General features: G+C 71.9%; 15 protein-coding genes. 14 read left to right on the top strand and 1 reads right to left on the bottom strand.

The features are described 5' to 3' along the window. The first annotated feature begins 35 nt into the window (after positions 1–35). From aroC to nusB, 6 genes are all read left to right on the top strand, one after another. The gene (gene aroC / locus M3147_RS07140; RefSeq protein ID WP_251202776.1) at positions 36–1,265 is read left to right on the top strand and encodes a chorismate synthase; all 1,230 of its coding nucleotides are present in this window, start codon (positions 36–38) and stop codon (positions 1,263–1,265) included. Continuing rightward, a complete protein-coding gene (locus tag M3147_RS07135; protein WP_251202775.1) occupies positions 1,262–1,795 on the top strand; it encodes a shikimate kinase in 534 nt (177 codons plus the stop codon). The genes aroC and M3147_RS07135 overlap by 4 nt, the downstream gene beginning before the upstream one ends. Then, the gene (aroB, locus tag M3147_RS07130) at positions 1,792–2,886 is read left to right on the top strand and encodes a 3-dehydroquinate synthase (RefSeq protein WP_251202774.1); all 1,095 of its coding nucleotides are present in this window, start codon (positions 1,792–1,794) and stop codon (positions 2,884–2,886) included. Before M3147_RS07135 ends, aroB begins: the two co-directional genes overlap by 4 nt. Positions 2,887–2,929: 43 nt before the next feature. Further along, positions 2,930–3,367: a type II 3-dehydroquinate dehydratase gene (aroQ, locus tag M3147_RS07125; RefSeq protein ID WP_251202773.1), complete on the top strand. Its 438-nt coding sequence runs from the start codon at positions 2,930–2,932 to the stop codon at positions 3,365–3,367. Positions 3,368–3,441: 74 nt separating this feature from the next. Continuing rightward, positions 3,442–4,005 (top strand): elongation factor P, encoded by a 564-nt coding sequence (efp, locus tag M3147_RS07120; protein WP_189084903.1) that lies wholly within the window; start codon positions 3,442–3,444, stop codon positions 4,003–4,005. Continuing rightward, positions 4,005–4,418, top strand: a complete 414-nt coding sequence (nusB, locus tag M3147_RS07115) for a transcription antitermination factor NusB (RefSeq protein ID WP_251202772.1) — start codon at positions 4,005–4,007, stop codon at positions 4,416–4,418. The genes efp and nusB overlap by 1 nt, the downstream gene beginning before the upstream one ends. 70 nt (positions 4,419–4,488) lie before the next feature. On the opposite strand, the gene M3147_RS07110 is transcribed toward nusB, so the two are convergent. Then, complete coding sequence (locus tag M3147_RS07110; RefSeq protein WP_251202771.1) at positions 4,489–5,847, bottom strand: 8-oxoguanine deaminase; 1,359 nt, start codon at positions 5,845–5,847, stop codon at positions 4,489–4,491. A gap of 185 nt (positions 5,848–6,032) precedes the next feature. Here M3147_RS07110 and pyrR point away from each other — a divergent pair, with 185 nt between their 5' ends. From pyrR to gmk, 8 genes are read left to right on the top strand one after another with little or no spacing between them, the layout of a single operon-like run. Continuing rightward, entirely contained in the window at positions 6,033–6,590 is a 558-nt protein-coding gene (gene pyrR / locus M3147_RS07105) for a bifunctional pyr operon transcriptional regulator/uracil phosphoribosyltransferase PyrR (RefSeq protein WP_251202770.1), read from the top strand. Beyond that, positions 6,587–7,540: an aspartate carbamoyltransferase catalytic subunit gene (locus tag M3147_RS07100; RefSeq protein WP_251202769.1), complete on the top strand. Its 954-nt coding sequence runs from the start codon at positions 6,587–6,589 to the stop codon at positions 7,538–7,540. The genes pyrR and M3147_RS07100 overlap by 4 nt, the downstream gene beginning before the upstream one ends. Beyond that, positions 7,537–8,874, top strand: a complete 1,338-nt coding sequence (locus M3147_RS07095) for a dihydroorotase (protein WP_251202768.1) — start codon at positions 7,537–7,539, stop codon at positions 8,872–8,874. Before M3147_RS07100 ends, M3147_RS07095 begins: the two co-directional genes overlap by 4 nt. Continuing rightward, positions 8,867–9,415, top strand: a complete 549-nt coding sequence (locus M3147_RS07090; protein WP_251202767.1) for a PH-like domain-containing protein — start codon at positions 8,867–8,869, stop codon at positions 9,413–9,415. Before M3147_RS07095 ends, M3147_RS07090 begins: the two co-directional genes overlap by 8 nt. Continuing rightward, entirely contained in the window at positions 9,408–10,562 is a 1,155-nt protein-coding gene (gene carA / locus M3147_RS07085) for a glutamine-hydrolyzing carbamoyl-phosphate synthase small subunit (RefSeq protein ID WP_251202766.1), read from the top strand. The genes M3147_RS07090 and carA overlap by 8 nt, the downstream gene beginning before the upstream one ends. Then, positions 10,562–13,852, top strand: a complete 3,291-nt coding sequence (carB, locus tag M3147_RS07080) for a carbamoyl-phosphate synthase large subunit (protein WP_251202765.1) — start codon at positions 10,562–10,564, stop codon at positions 13,850–13,852. The genes carA and carB overlap by 1 nt, the downstream gene beginning before the upstream one ends. After that, positions 13,849–14,727, top strand: a complete 879-nt coding sequence (gene pyrF, locus M3147_RS07075) for an orotidine-5'-phosphate decarboxylase (protein ID WP_251202764.1) — start codon at positions 13,849–13,851, stop codon at positions 14,725–14,727. Before carB ends, pyrF begins: the two co-directional genes overlap by 4 nt. Next, complete coding sequence (gene gmk / locus M3147_RS07070; protein ID WP_251202763.1) at positions 14,720–15,634, top strand: guanylate kinase; 915 nt, start codon at positions 14,720–14,722, stop codon at positions 15,632–15,634. Before pyrF ends, gmk begins: the two co-directional genes overlap by 8 nt. Positions 15,635–15,641 lie beyond the last annotated feature (7 nt).

The raw sequence follows: 15,641 nt of genomic DNA, 5'->3' as shown, positions 1-15,641 counted from the left end.
GAGTCGGGCCCCCTCCGCTGTGGAAGGATAGAGCCATGCTTCGTTGGCTCACTGCCGGTGAGTCGCACGGCCCCGAACTCGTCGCGATCCTCGAGGGCCTCCCCGCCGGCATCCCCGTCTCGCTCGATCAGGTCCGCGAGGACCTCGCACGGCGCAAGCTCGGCTATGGCCGCGGCGCGCGCATGAAGTTCGAGCAGGACGAACTCGCCATCTCGGGCGGGGTGCGCCACGGTCTCAGCCTCGGCAGCCCGATCGCCCTGCGCGTCGGCAACACCGAGTGGCCGAAGTGGCAGGAGGTCATGAGCCCCGAGCCGATCGAGGCGGACCGCCTCGGCCGTGGCCGCGGTGCGCCGCTCACCCGGCCGCGACCGGGCCACGCCGACCTCGTCGGCATGCAGAAGTACGGCTTCGACGAGGCCCGCCCGGTGCTGGAGCGCGCGAGTGCCCGCGAGACCGCGGCTCGCGTCGCCCTCGGTGCCGTGGCGAAGTCGTTCCTCGCGGAGCTCGGCATCCGCACCATCGCGCACACCCTGTCGATCGGTCCGGTCCGCGTTCCGGAGGGCGCCGCCCTGCCACTTCCGGCCGATCTCGCGACGGTCGACGCCGACCCGCTGCGCTGCTTCGACCCCGAGACCTCGGCGCGCATGGTCGCGGAGGTCGACGACGCCCACAAGTCCGGCGACACGCTCGGCGGCGTCGTCGAGGTGCTCGCGTACGGCGTGCCCCCGGGCCTCGGCTCGCACGTCCACTGGGACCGCCGCCTCGACGGCCAGCTCGCCGCCGCGCTCATGGGCATCCAAGCGATCAAGGGGGTCGAGGTCGGCGACGGCTTCGAGACCACCCGCCGCCGTGGCTCCGAGGCACATGACGAGCTGCACCTCGACCGAGGTCGCATCGTCCGGGCGAGCGACCGGGCCGGCGGCACCGAGGGCGGCATGTCCACCGGCACCGTGCTGCGGGTCCGCGCGGGCATGAAGCCGATCGCGACCATCCCGCACGCCCTGCCGACCGTCGATGTCGCGACGGGCGAACCGGCGCCGGCGCATCACCAGCGCTCGGACGTCTGCGCCGTGCCCGCCGCGGGCGTCGTCGCCGAGGCGATGGTCGCGCTCGTCCTCGCCAACTCGGTGCTCGAGAAGTTCGGCGGCGATTCGCTCCCCGAGACCCGACGCAATCTCGAGGCGTACCTCGCCGCGATCCCCGATGCGCTCGCGAGCGCCGGGGCCGACGGCGGCGCCGGACACGCGGCCGGCGCGGCGGGATGACCGGGGCGGGTGCCGTCCCGCCCGGTGCACTGGGGCTGCCCATCGTGCTCATCGGGCCGATGGGTGCCGGCAAGTCCCGCGTCGGACAGAAGCTCGCCGCGGAGGCAGGCGTGCCCTTCATCGACACCGATGCCCGCATCACGGAGCGGTACGGGCCGATCGAGGAGATCTTCGCCCGCGAAGGCGAGGAGTATTTCCGGGTCGTGGAGCGTGAGATCGTCGCCGAGGCCCTCGCGGAGGAGGCGGTCGTCTCGTTGGGCGGCGGTGCCGTCCTGCATCCGGCGACCCGGGTCGATCTCGCGGCGCTCCCGGTCGTCTGGTTGCAGGTGAGCGCCGCGGCGGTCGCGCCGCGGCTCGCGGGCAGCGCGCGGCCGCTCATCGCCCAGGGCGGGCTCGACGCCTGGATCCGCATCCGTGACGAGCGCGCGCCGATCTACGCCTCACTCGCGGACCTCGCCATCGACACCTCGCGCCGCTCGGTCGCGCGGATCGTCGCCGACATCACCGAGCACTTCGGAGGAACAGCATGACCGCAGGCGAGCCGCAGGCCGAACCGACCGTGATCCGGGTCGGCGGCGACGAGGGCTACGACGTGGTCGTCGGCCGCGGCGTGGTCGCGCGCATCGGCGACGCCCTCGGACCGGCGGTGCGCAAGGTGCTGCTCGTGCACCCGGCCACGCTCGGCGCGCGGGCGGCCGAGCTCCGGGAGTCGCTGCTCGATCGCTTCGAGGTCATCCTCGCCGAGGTGCCCGACGCCGAGGCCGGCAAGCGCGTCGAGGTCGCAGCGTTCTGCTGGCAGATCCTCGGACAGGCCGACTTCACCCGCAGCGACGCCGTCGTCGGCCTGGGTGGCGGCGCCGTCACCGACCTCGCCGGCTTCGTCGCGGCGACCTGGCTGCGCGGGGTCCGCGTGGTGCAGGTACCGACGACCGTGCTCGGCATGGTCGACGCGGCGGTCGGCGGCAAGACCGGCATCAACACGAACGAGGGCAAGAACCTCGTCGGGGTGTTCCACGCGCCCGCCGAGGTGATCTGCGACCTCGACCTGCTCGACACTCTGCCGAAGAACGAGATCCTCGCCGGCTTCGCCGAGATCGTGAAGGCGGGGTTCATCCGCTACCCCGAGATCCTCGACACCATCGAAGCCGACCCCGAGCGCGCCACCGACCCGGCGACTCCCGAGTTCCGGCGCGTCGTCGAGCTCGCGATCCAGATGAAGGCCGACGTCGTGACCGAGGACTTCAAGGAGGCGGGCCTCCGGGAGATCCTGAACTACGGGCACACGCTCGGCCATGCGGTCGAGCACGCCGAGCGCTACCAGTGGCGGCACGGCGCGGCCGTCGCGGTGGGCATGATGTTCGCGGCGGAGCTCGGCCGGCTCTCCGGGCGCCTCTCCGACGAGGTCGCCGACCGGCACCGCCGCGTGCTCGAGCTGTTGAGCCTGCCGACGAGCTACCCGGCGGGCCGGTGGAACACGCTGCTCGCCACCATGCAGCGCGACAAGAAGTCGCGCGGCGGGCAGCTCCGCTTCATCGTGCTCGACGACCTCGCGAAGCCGACGGTGATGCAGGCCCCCGACCAGTCGATGCTCTTCGCGGCCTACCAGGAGATCGGCTCGTGAGCCGGAGCGGCCGAGGCATCCGGGCCGCCACTAGGCTGAGCGCATGACGACGATCCTCGTGTTGAACGGGCCGAACCTCGGTCGGCTCGGCAGCCGCGAGCCCGAGGTGTACGGCAGCGAGACGCTCGCCGACATCGAGGCGTCGCTGCGCGAGGGGGTGCCGGCGGGCGTCGAGTTGGAGCTCCGGCAGACGGACGACGAGGGCGAGCTCATCCGCTGGATCCACGAGGCGGTCGACCGGGGGACTCCGGTGGTGCTGAACCCCGCGGCGTTCACGCACTACAGCTACGGGTTGCGGGACGCGGCGGCGCTGCTGAAGCAGGCCGGTGTGCCGCTCATCGAGGTGCACCTCTCGAACCCCCACGCGCGGGAGCGCTTCCGCCACACGAGCGTCATCTCGGCCGTCGCGACGGGGGTCATCGCCGGCTTCGGCAGCGACTCCTATCGTCTCGCCGTGCAGCAGCTGCTGCGCATCGTCTAGAATCGTTCGTCGGCCCGCGTGCGCCACCGCAGCCGGCCGAACGACTTCACCGAAACGGAACGGAATCCACGCGCATGGCATCGACCGCAGACATCAAGAACGGCGTCGTCCTCAGCATCGACGGCCAGCTCTGGAGCGTGATCGAGTTCCAGCACGTCAAGCCCGGCAAGGGCGGCGCGTTCGTCCGCACCAAGCTGAAGAACGTGGTCACGGGCAAGACCGTCGACCGCACCTACAATGCGGGCGCGAAGGTCGACATCGAGAACGTCGACCGCCGCGACTTCACCTACCTCTACAACGACGGCGACGGCTTCGTCTTCATGGACGCAGTCGACTACGACCAGATCACCGTCCCCGCCGCGACCGTCGGCGACGCCGCCAACTTCATGCTCGAGAACCAGGCCGTCACCATCGCCCTGAACAACGGCAACCCGCTGTACGTCGACCTCCCCGCCTCGGTGGTGCTCGAGATCACGTACACCGAGCCGGGCCTGCAGGGCGACCGTTCGACGGGCGGCACCAAGCCCGCCACGGTCGAGACGGGCTACGAGATCCAGGTGCCGCTCTTCCTCGAGACCGGCACCAAGGTCAAGGTCGACACCCGCACGGGCGACTACCTCGGCCGCGTGAACGACTAGTGAGCGCTCGCACCAAGGCTCGCAAGCGCGCGCTCGACCTGCTCTACGCTGCGGAGATGCGCGGCATGCCCGTCGAGCAGCTGCTCGTCGTCGAGGCTGAGAAGGCGGCCGGCGAACCGGAACGCCAGGCCTCCTGGCTGTACGCCCGCGAGATCGTCGACGGCATCGTCGACCACCGGGCGGAGATCGACGAGCTCATCACCACGCACTCGCGCGGGTGGACGCTCGAGCGCATGCCCGCGGTCGACCGTGCGCTGCTGCGCATCGGCGTCTGGGAGATCGTCTACAACGACGAGGTTCCCGATGCGGTCGCCATCGCCGAGGCCGTCGAAGCGGCGACGGTGCTCTCGACCGACGATTCCGCGGGGTTCGTGAACGGGTTGCTCGCCGCCGTCGCGCACGCGCAGGCCTGACCCGCGGGCTCCCACGATCCACCCGCGACGGCGGGCCGCCACCGGCGGCCCGCCGTCCGTGTTCCGGAGCTCAGCCGACGACGAGTCGCCGGGCGGCGGCGGAGTGGGCGCGGATGAGTCCGTCCAGGTCGAGCCCGGGGATGCGGCCGTCGACGACGCGCCACTCGCCGCCCACCATGACGCGGTCGGCCCGGTCCGCCCCGCAGAGCACGAGGGCGGCGATCGGGTCGTGGCTGCCCGAGAAGCGCAGCTCGTCCAGGGTGAACAGCGCGAGGTCGGCCTGCTTGCCGAGCTCGATCGAGCCGAGCTCGCCGTCGCGGCCGAGCGCCCGCGCGGAGCCCAGGGTCGCCCAGCCGAGCGCGCGCGCGACGGGCACGTCGGCGCCGTAGCGGAGGCGCTGCAGGTAGAGCGCCTGGCGCACCTCCTGGATGAGGTTCGAGGAGTCGTTGGAGGCGGAGCCGTCGACGCCGAGCCCGACGGGGACGCCGGCGTCCTCCAGCTCGATCGCGCGCGCGATGCCCGAGGCCAGCCGCATGTTCGAGGTCGGGCAGTGCGCGACGCCCGTGCCCGCGGCGCCGAGCCGCGCGATCTCCTGCTCGTCGAAGTGGATGCCGTGGCCGAGCCAGCTCTGCGGCCCGAGCCAGCCGACGCTCTCGAGGTAGTCGACCGTGCGCAGCCCGAACCGCTCCCGGCAGAACTCCTCCTCGTCGAGCGTCTCGGCGAGGTGGGTGTGCAGCCGGACCCCGCGCCGTGCGGCGAGTTCCGCGCTGTCGGACATGATCTCCCGGGTCACCGAGAACGGGGAGCACGGCGCGAGCGCGATCTGGATGTCGGCATCCGGCCCGGTCCCGTGGTAGCGGTCGATGAGCCGTTCCGAGTCGGCGAGGATGACGTCGCCGTCCTGCACGACGGACTGCGGCGGCAGCCCGCCGTCGCGCTGGCCGAGCGTCATCGAGCCGCGGGTGAGCGTCGCGCGCATGCCGAGCCGCCGCACGGCCTCCACCTCCAGGTCGATCGCCTCATCGAGGCCCTCGGGGAACACGTAGTGGTGGTCGGCCGCGGTCGTGCAGCCGGAGAGCAGGAGCTCGGCGAGTGCGACGGTCACGGCGAGTTCGAGGCTCTCCGGCGTGAGCCGGGCCCACACCGGGTACAGGCCCTGCAGCCAGGGGAAGAGCTTCGCGTCGGCGACGGGAGCCCAGGCCCGGGTGAGGGTCTGGAAGAAGTGGTGGTGGGTGTTGATGAGGCCGGGGAGCACGACGTGGTTCGCCGCGTCGAAGACCTCGTCGACCGCGGCCGAGGGTGCACCACCGGCGGACAGCAGCTCGACGATGCGGCCGGCGTCGACGACGATCCCGCCCGCGGCGGCGCCGGGCGCCTGGTCGGCGGCGGTGAAGACGGCGGCGGGGTTCTTGATCCAGACTCGTGCCATGAGCGGCATCCCTTCGACGGTGGAGGAGTGGTGCCAGCTCAGTGTTGACCTGTCTGCTGATCCAGGTCGCGCCAGACTACGGGCGCGGGCGCCGGCCCGTCAACGCGTCGGGCCGGGCGCTGCTAAACTCGACGGAGTTTGGCAACCTTTAAGGCCGTCCTGTGAGGCGGAGAAGGGAGGCCGCCGTGGCACGCGCCGTGCTCACCCAGGCGGACATCCAACGGGCGCTGACCCGCATCTCGCACGAGATCCTCGAATCGAACCGCGGGGGGAGCGACCTCGTCATCCTCGGCATCCCGACCCGCGGCGTCATCCTCGCCCGGCGGATCGCCGAGACGATCGCTCACATCGAGCCCGAGGCGGCACCGGTTCCCGTCGGCTCGATCGACGTCACGATGTACCGCGACGACCTGTCCCGGACGCGCACCAGGACCCCGCAGCCCACCGAGGTGCCGCCCGGCGGGATCGACGGCCGCACCGTCGTGCTCGTCGACGACGTGCTCTACTCCGGCCGGACCATCCGTGCAGCCTTCGACGCCCTGTCCGACCTCGGCCGGGCCCGCGCCGTTCGGCTGGCCGTGCTGGTCGACCGTGGTCACCGCGAGTTCCCGATCCGCGCGGACTTCGTCGGCAAGAACCTGCCGTCGTCGCACGACGAGCGGATCAACGTCCGCCTCGTCGAGATCGACGGCGACGAGGGGGTCGCGATCGAGACCGCCCGCGGCGAGGGAGACGCGAAGTGAACCATCTGCTGGGCACCCGCGAGCTCTCCCGCGAGCAGGCGATCGAGCTCCTCGACATCGCCGAGGACATGGCGGCCGTGCAGGAACGGGAGGTCAAGAAGCTGCCCACCCTGCGGGGCAAGACCGTGGTCAACCTGTTCTTCGAAGACTCCACCCGCACGCGGATCTCCTTCGAGGCGGCGGCCAAGCGCTTGTCCGCCGACGTCATCAACTTCAGCGCGAAGGGCTCCAGCGTCTCGAAGGGCGAGAGTCTGAAGGACACCGCCCAGACGCTGCAGGCGATGGGCGCGGACGGGGTCGTCATCCGCCATCCCGCCTCCGGCGCCCCGCTCACGCTCGCGACGAGCGGCTGGATCGACGCTGGCGTGGTGAACGCCGGCGACGGCACGCACGAGCATCCCACCCAGGCGTTGCTCGACGCCTTCACGATGCGTCGTCGTCTGCACGGCGCGGCCTCCCGCGGGCGTGGCCTCGACGGGGCGCGCGTCGTCATCGTCGGCGACGTGCTGCATTCGCGGGTCGCGCGCTCGAACGCGTGGCTGCTGCCCGCCCTCGGTGCCGAGGTCGAGCTCGTCGCACCGCCGACGCTGCTGCCGGTCGACACGAGTCGCTGGCCGGTCGTGACCTCCTTCGACCTCGACGCGGCGCTCGGACGACGGCCCGATGTCGTCATGACGCTGCGGATCCAGGCGGAGCGCATGCACGGCGCGTTCTTCCCGAACAGCCGGGAGTACGCACGGACCTGGGGACTCGACGACGCGCGTTTCGATGCGCTCCCCGACACTACGATGGTCATGCATCCCGGACCGATGAACCGCGGCCTCGAGATCGCCGCCCGCGCGGCCGACTCGCCGCAGTCCACGGTGCGCGAGCAGGTCGCGAACGGAGTATCAGTGAGAATGGCCGCCCTCTATCTGCTGCTGTCCGGCGAACGGGGGTCCGCCGCATGAGCGAGCGGCACCTGATCGTCGGCGCGCAGCTGCCCACCGGCGAGCGCGCGGACCTGCTCCTCGAGAACGGTCGGATCGCGGAACTCGGCACGGGCGTCGACGCGCGCGGCGCCGAACGCATCGATGCCGACGGGCTGCTCGTGCTGCCCGGCCTCGTCGACTTGCACACCCACCTCCGCGAGCCCGGCTACGAGCAGAGCGAGACGGTCCTCACCGGCACCCGTGCCGCCGCCGCCGGCGGGTTCACCGCGGTCTTCGCGATGGCGAACACCTCGCCGGTCGCCGACACGGCTGGGGTCGTCGAGCAGGAGCTCAGCCTCGGCCACGCCGCCGGCTACGCGACCGTGCAGCCCATCGGCGCCGTCACGGTCGGTCTGGCAGGTGAGCGCCTCGCGGAGCTCGGTGCCATGGCCCAGTCGCGCGCCCGGGTCCGCGTCTTCTCCGACGACGGCTTCTGCGTGCACGACCCGCTGCTCATGCGTCGCGCCCTCGAGTACGTGAAGGCCTTCGGCGGCGTCATCGCCCAGCACGCCCAGGAGCCGCGGCTCACCGAGGGCGCGCAGATGAACGAGGGCGCCCTCTCCGGCGAGCTCGGTCTCGCCGGCTGGCCCGCGGTCGCCGAGGAGTCGATCATCGCGCGCGACGTGCTGCTCGCCGAGCACGTCGGCAGCCGACTGCACGTGTGCCACGTCTCGACGGCCGGCTCGGTCGAGGTGATCCGGTGGGCGAAGGCCCGCGGCATCGACGTGACCGCCGAGGTCACGCCCCACCACCTGCTCCTCACCGAGGACCGGGTGGCCGGCTACGACCCGCGCTTCAAGGTCAACCCGCCCCTGCGCCGCGGCGAGGACGTCGAGGCGCTCCGCGCGGCGCTCGCCGACGGCACCATCGACATCGTCGCCACCGACCACGCCCCGCATCCGGTCGAGGCGAAGGAAGGCGAGTGGGATGCCTCGGCGAACGGCATGGTCGGGCTCGAGTCCGCCCTCTCCGTCGTGCACCGCACGATGGTGGAGCCCGGCCGCCTCGGCTGGGCCGACGTCGCCCGAGTGCTGAGCCAGGCCCCGGCCCGCATCGGTCGGCTCGCCGGCCAGGGCGGTGCCATCGAGGCCGGTGCGCCCGCCGAGCTCGTCCTCTACGACCCGTCGGCGACGGGGGAGTTCGACCTCGCCCGGCTCGCGGGCCGCAGCACGAACTCGCCCTACCTCGGCGAGACCCTGCCCGGCTCCGTGCGCTGGACGTTCCACCAGGGCTACGCCACGGTGCGCGACGGCGAGGTGCGCGCAGCCGACGAGGTGGCCCGGCTCGCCGCGGCGGGGGGCGACGATGGATAAGCTCATCGGCGCGATCGTCGCCGTCATCGTCGTCGCCGTCGTGATCTGGCTCATGGTCCGGTCGTGGCGTCGACGACGGGCGCGGGACGCGCGGCTCGCGGCCTACCCCGTGCCGGTGACACTCGCCGCCGCCCTCCTCGAGACGGAGGTGCTCTACGTCGCCTCGACGCCGGAGGACGAGCCGTTCGAGCGGCTCGCGGTCGACGGTCTCGCGTTCCGCGGAGCGGCGCACCTCGAGGTGTACGACGCCGGGGTGCTGCTCAGGATCGCGGGCGAACCGGCGAGCTTCGTCCCCGTCGAGCGCATCGTCGGGATCGGCTCCGCGAGCCACGCCATCGACCGCGGGGTCGAGGCGGAGGGTCTCGTGGCCCTCACCTGGCAGCCGCACGAGTCGGAACCCGGCGAGGTGCCGGTGCGCATCGACAGCTATCTTCGGGCGCGATACCCGGGCGACACCGCCCGGATCATCGACGCCGTCACGGACATCACCGCGGCCCAGGCGCCACGGTCGCAACAGGAAGGCGAGGCCTCTGGTGACTGAGACCACGACCCGCACGGCCCCCGCCGTGCTCGTCCTCGAGGACGGAACCCGGTACGAGGGACGCGCGTACGGCGCGCTCGGCCGCACGCTCGGCGAGGCGGTCTTCGCGACCGGCATGACCGGCTATCAGGAGACGCTGACCGACCCGTCGTACGCGGGGCAGATCGTGCTCATGACCGCGCCGCACATCGGCAACACGGGCATGAACGACGAAGACATGGAGTCCGCGCAGATCTGGGTCGCCGGCTTCGTCGTGCGCGACCCGTCCCGGGTCGTGTCGAACTTCCGCTCGCAGCGGAGCCTCGACGACGACCTCGCCGACGCCGGCATCGTCGGCATCTCCGGCATCGACACGCGCGCCGTGACGCGCCGCATCCGCGATGCCGGTGCGATGCGCGCCGGCATCTTCTCGGGTGAGGAGGCCGGCCTCACCGCCGGCGAGCAGCTCGATCTCGTGCTCGGCGGAGCTGAGATGTCCGGGCAGAACCTCTCCGGCGAGGTGTCGACGGGGGAGCGCTACTCGCTGCCGGCGACGGGCGAGAAGGTCGGCACCGTCGCGGTGCTCGATCTCGGTGTCAAGACGTCCACGCTGAACTTCCTCGCCGAGCGCGGCTTCGACGTCGAGGTGCTCCCGCAGACGGTCACGATCGAGGAGGTGCGGGCGCTCGAGCCCGACGCGCTCTTCTTCTCGAACGGTCCGGGCGACCCGAGCGCGAGCGACCGGCATGTCGAGCTGCTCCGCGAGTCGCTCCGCGACGGGCGCCCGTACTTCGGCATCTGCTTCGGCAACCAGCTCCTCGGCCGCGCCCTCGGCTTCGGCACGTACAAGCTGCCGTTCGGCCACCGCGGCATCAACCAGCCCGTGCTCGACAAGGCCACTGGCCGGGTCGAGATCACGGCGCACAACCACGGCTTCGCCGTCGACGCCCCGATCGACCGCGTGAGCGAGTCGAGCGAAGGTTTCGGCCGCGTCGAGGTCAGCCACGTCGACCTCAACGACGACGTGGTCGAGGGCCTCAACTGCCTCGACATCCCCGCGTTCAGCGTCCAGTACCACCCGGAGTCGGCTGCCGGCCCGCACGACGCGAACTACCTCTTCGATCGTTTCCGCGAGCTGGTCATCGCGAGCAAGGAGAACCGCGACTAATGCCCAAGCGCGACGACATCACTTCCGTTCTCGTCATCGGCTCCGGCCCGATCGTCATCGGGCAGGCGGCCGAGTTCGACTACTCGGGCACCCAGGCCTGCCGGGTCCTCCGAGCCGAGGGCGTGCGGGTCATCCTGGTGAACCCGAACCCCGCCACGATCATGACCGACCCGGACTTCGCCGACGCGACCTACATCGAGCCGATCACCCCGGAGATCATCGAGTCGATCATCGTCAAGGAGCGCCCCGACGCCATCCTGCCGACCCTCGGCGGCCAGACGGCGCTGAACGCCGCGATCGCGCTGCACGACGCGGGCATCCTCGAGAAGCACGGCGTCGAGCTCATCGGTGCGAAGGTCGAGGCCATCCGCAAGGGCGAGGACCGCCAGCTGTTCAAGGAACTCGTGCTCGAGTGCGGCGCCGATGTGGCGCGCTCGCACATCGCCCACACGATGGACGAGGTGCTCGCGGCGGCCGAGGACCTCGGCTACCCGCTCGTCGTCCGCCCCTCGTTCACGATGGGCGGCCTCGGCTCGGGGTTCGCGTACGACGAGACCGACCTCCGCCGCATCGCGGGCGCCGGGCTGCACGACTCGCCCACGACCGAGGTCCTCCTCGAGGAGTCCATCCTCGGCTGGAAGGAGTACGAGCTCGAGCTCATGCGGGACACGCACGACAACACGGTCGTCGTGTGCTCGATCGAGAACGTCGACCCGGTCGGCGTGCACACCGGCGACTCGATCACGGTCGCCCCGGCCCTGACGCTCACCGACCGCGAGTACCAGCGGCTCCGCGACATCGGCATCGACATCATCCGCGCGGTCGGCGTCGACACCGGCGGCTGCAACATCCAGTTCGCCATCGACCCGTCGAACGGCCGCGTCATCGTGATCGAGATGAACCCGCGCGTCTCCCGCTCCTCGGCGCTCGCCTCGAAGGCGACGGGCTTTCCGATCGCGAAGATCGCGGCGAAGCTCGCGATCGGCTACCGGCTCGACGAGATCCCGAACGACATCACCCGGGTGACGCCGGCGAGCTTCGAGCCGACGCTCGACTACGTCGTCGTGAAGGTGCCGCGCTTCGCGTTCGAGAAGTTCCCGGCGGCCGACCCGACGCTGACGACCACCATGAAGTCGGTCGGCGAGGCCATGGCGATCGGCCGCAACTATGCGACCGCGCTGCAGAAGGCGCTGCGCTCGCTCGAGAAGCGCGGCTCCTCGTTCCACTGGGGCGAGGAGCCGCGCAGCGCCGAGGAGCTCCTCGAGCAGGCGCAGACGCCGACCGACGGCCGGATCGTGCTCGTGCAGCAGGCGCTCCGCAAGGGCGCGACGATCGAGCAGGCGTTCGAGGCCACGAAGATCGACCCCTGGTTCCTCGACCAGATCGTGCTCATCAACGAGGTCGCGGCGACCGTCGCCGCCGCCGAGGCCCTCGACACCGAGACGATCCTGCTGGCCAAGGACCACGGGTTCTCCGACGCGCAGATCGCGCAGCTCCGCGGCTTCGGCAGCGAGCAGGACGCCCGCGAGGTGCGGCACATCCTCGGCATCCGCCCGGTCTACAAGACGGTCGACACCTGCGCCGGCGAGTTCCCGGCGCTCACGCCGTACCACTACTCGAGCTACGACCAGGAGACGGAGGTCGCCGCGAGCGACCGCCGCAAGGTGGTCATCCTCGGCTCCGGTCCGAACCGCATCGGGCAGGGCGTCGAGTTCGACTACTCGTGCGTGCACGCGTCCTTCGCGCTGCACGACGCCGGCTTCGAGACGATCATGATCAACTGCAACCCCGAGACGGTGTCGACCGACTACGACACGAGCGACCGGCTCTACTTCGAGCCGCTCACCCTGGAGGACGTGCTCGAGGTCATCCACGCCGAGTCGCAGTCCGGCGAGCTCGTCGGCGTCGTCGTGCAGCTCGGCGGGCAGACCGCGCTCGGACTCGCGAAGGGGCTCGAGGCGGCCGGCGTGCCGATCCTCGGCACCTCGCCGTCGGCGATCGACCTCGCGGAGGAGCGCGGCCTCTTCGCCGGCATCCTCGAGAACGCGGGCCTGCTCGCCCCGCGCAACGGCACCGCCGTCGACCTCGCGGGCGCGCAGCAGATCGCGGAGGGCATCGGCTACCCGGTGCTCGTGCGCCCGAGCTACGTGCTCGGCGGCCGCGGCATGGAGATCGTCTACGACAGCACGAACCTCGCGGAGTACTTCGACCGCATCGAGGGGCAGGGCATCGTCGGCCCGAGCCATCCGCTGCTCGTCGACCGCTTCCTCGACGACGCCATCGAGATCGACGTCGACGCGCTGTACGACGGCACCGAGCTCTACATCGGCGGCGTCATGGAGCACATCGAGGAGGCCGGCATCCACTCCGGCGACTCGAGCTGCACCCTCCCGCCCGTGACCCTCGGCCGTGCCGAGGTCGACCGGGTCCGCGAGGCGACGCGCGCGATCGCCGAGGGCATCGGCGTGCAGGGCCTGCTGAACGTGCAGTTCGCGATCGGCGCCGGCGTGCTCTACGTGCTCGAGGCGAATCCCCGGGCAAGCCGCACGGTGCCCTTCGTCTCCAAGGCGCTCGGCATCCCGCTCGCGAAGGCGGCGAGCCGGGTGATGGTCGGCGCGACGATCCGCGAGCTCGTGGCGGAGGGCCTGCTGCCCGAGACCGATGGTTCGCGGGTGCCGCTCGACGCCCCCGTCGCGGTGAAGGAGGCCGTGCTGCCGTTCCACCGGTTCCGCACCCGCGACGGCGGCATGGTCGACTCGGTGCTCGGGCCGGAGATGCGTTCGACGGGTGAGGTCATGGGGATCGACCGCGATTTCCCGACCGCCTTCGCGAAGAGCCAGCTCGCCGCGTACGGCGGTGTGCCGGCGAGCGGCACGGTGTTCGTCTCCGTCTCGGACCGCGACAAGCGCGCGGCGATCCTGCCGGTGCTCCGGTTCCAGCAGCTCGGCTACGACATCGCGGCGACCGAGGGCACCGCCGAGGTGCTGCGCCGCAACGGCATCCGGGCGAGCGAGGTGCTGAAGTTCCACGACAAGCCCGACGCCGAGGCGACGAGCGTCGTGGAGCTCATCCACCGCGGCGAGGTCGACGTGGTCGTGAACACCCCGAGCGGTCGCTCGGCGCGCGCCGACGGCTACGAGATCCGGGCCGCCGCCGTTGCCGCCGGCATCCCGCTGTTCACCACGATCGCGGAGCTCTCCGCCGCGGTCGCCTCGCTCGACGTGGTCGGCGACGGCTTCGAGGTGACGAGCCTGCAGGAGTACGGTCGCCGCCGGGAGGGGGCCGCGTGAGCGAGCCCGTCTCGTTCGGCGACCGCCTCGCGGCGGCCTTCGCCGCCTACGGCCGGCTGTGCGTGGGGATCGACCCCCACGCGCAGCTCCTGGAGAGCTGGGGACTGCCCGACAGCGGAGCGGGCGTCCGGGAGTTCGGCCTGCGCGTCGTCGACGCGGCGGCCGGGCAGATCGGCATCGTGAAGCCGCAGGTCTCGTTCTACGAGCGGCACGGTGCAGCGGGGTACGCGGCCCTCGAGCGGGTGTTCGCCGAGGCGCGGCAGGCTGGCCTGCTGGTGATCGCCGACGCGAAGCGAGGCGATATCGGCTCGACGCTCGAAGGCTACGCGGATGCCTGGCTCCGCCCGGGCTCGACGCTGGAGGCCGATGCGCTCACCCTGAACCCGTACCAGGGGCTCGCGACGCTCGCGCAGGTCATGGAACGGGCCGCCGCCGTCGGCAAGGGCGTGTTCGTGCTGGCCGCCACTTCGAACCCGGAGTCGGCGCCCGTGCAGACGGCCGAGCTCCGGCAGTCCAGCCGGGCGGGGCGCACCATCGCCTCGGCGATGGTCGACGGCGTGGACGCGTGGAACCGCGCGCGCCCGGATGCCTCCACCCGCACGCTCGGCGACGCCGGGGTCGTGATCGGGGCGACGGTCGACCTCCGCGCGGTCGGCATCGACCCCGACGCGTACGGTCAGCTGCCGGGACTGCCGGTGCTCGCGCCGGGCTTCGGCCATCAGGGCGGCGACGCTTCGCAGCTCGGCGAGCTGTTCGGCCGTCTGGCCACGGGCGTCATCGTGAACGAGTCCCGTTCGGTGCTCGCGGCAGGGCCCGACGAGATCGGCGAGGCCGTCCGGCGCCGCGCCGGGGAGGTAGGATCGCTCGGTGTCTGATCGGACCCCCACCACCCCGCCAGAGGTCGACCGAGTCGCCGCGTCCCGTGCCGCCGTCGCGGCCCGCCGGGCCCGCGCCATCGTGAAGCAGGAGGTCGCCGACGGGCGCCGGAGCCCCCTCGACGTGCTCCGCGTCGCGTTCGACGACCCCGACGGCGTCGAGGGTCGGCTCCGGGTCACGGAGTTCCTGGGGGCCATCCCCGCGATCGGCCGCACGAAGACCGAGCGGATCATGGACGAGCTCCAGATCTCGCCCGCGAAGCGCCTCGGCGGGCTCGGCCGACTGCAGCGGCGAAGGCTGCGCGGGTTCGTCGCCGACTGGGTCGCCTCGCACGGCGGCACCGGCGACCGGCTGGTGGTGCTCGCGGGGCCCACGGCGGTCGGCAAGGGCACCGTCGCCGGGTACATCCGCGACCATCACCCCGAGGTGAGGCTCTCGGTCTCCGCGACGACGCGCGCGCCGCGGCCCGGCGAGATCGACGGCGAGCACTACTTCTTCGTGGACGACGCCGAGTTCGACCGCATGATCGAGACGGGGGAGCTGCTCGAGTGGGCGACGGTGCACAACGCGTCCCGCTACGGCACGCCGCGCGGCCCGGTCGAGCGGGCGATCGCCGCCGGCGACAGCGTGCTGCTCGAGATCGACATCCAGGGCGCCCGCTCGGTCCGCCGTGCCATGCCCGAGGCCACGCTCGTGTTCCTGCAGCCGCCGAGCTGGGACGAGCTCGTCCGGCGGCTCGTCGGGCGCGGCACCGAGGGGCCCGCCGAACAGCAGCGCCGGCTGGAGACCGCGAAGGTCGAGCTCGCGTCGGCCGACGAGTTCGACTACCAGGTGGTGAACCACGAGGTCCGCGAGGCCGCGCAAAAGGTCGTAGACTTGATGCGGCCCCGCAAGGGTCGTCATTGAGCTGCCC

The sequence above is a fragment of the Agromyces mediolanus genome, assembly GCF_023715325.1.
In the GTDB taxonomy this organism is placed as follows: domain Bacteria; phylum Actinomycetota; class Actinomycetes; order Actinomycetales; family Microbacteriaceae; genus Agromyces; species Agromyces mediolanus_A.
This window is presented reverse-complemented; position numbering and strand designations above follow the sequence as displayed.